1 protein-coding gene is annotated in these 522 nt (G+C 54.6%); it reads right to left on the reverse strand.

The annotated features are described in order from the left end of the window. On the reverse strand, positions 1 to 522 hold a 522-nt coding region (gene trpS, locus ACTHUR_RS18125), incomplete at both ends, for a tryptophan--tRNA ligase (protein ID WP_440400143.1).

Below are 522 nucleotides of genomic sequence, written 5' to 3' on the forward strand. Positions count from 1 at the left end.
GGCTGTTTCGGCTCGCCCGGCTCTTTCATGTTGGTGATGATTTTGTTGACCGATTTTTGGGTTTTCTTGTCGTTTTCCCAAAGCGGAATGGTGTTGCCGTAGGATTTGGACATTTTTCGTCCGTCCAAGCCGACCAAGAGTTCGACGTTTTCGTCGATTTTCACTTCGGGCAGGGTGAAAACTTCTTTGAAGCGGTGGTTGAAGCGGCCGGCGATGTCGCGCGCCATTTCGACGTGTTGGATTTGGTCGCGGCCGACGGGCACTTCGTTGGCGTTGAACATGAGAATGTCGGCGGTCATCAGGATGGGGTAGCTGTACAGACCCATTTCTACGCCGTGGTCGGGGTCTTCCTGATTGTTTTCAGCGTTTGCCTGCACGGCGGCTTTGTAAGCGTGGGCGCGGTTCATCAGGCCTTTGGCGGTGATGCAGGTCAGAATCCAGTTTAATTCCATCACTTCGGGAATGTCGCTTTGGCGGTAGAAGGTGGTGCGCTCGGGATCGAGTCCGCAGGCAAGCCAAGTG

Source organism: Neisseria sp. P0021.S007, from assembly GCF_051956855.1.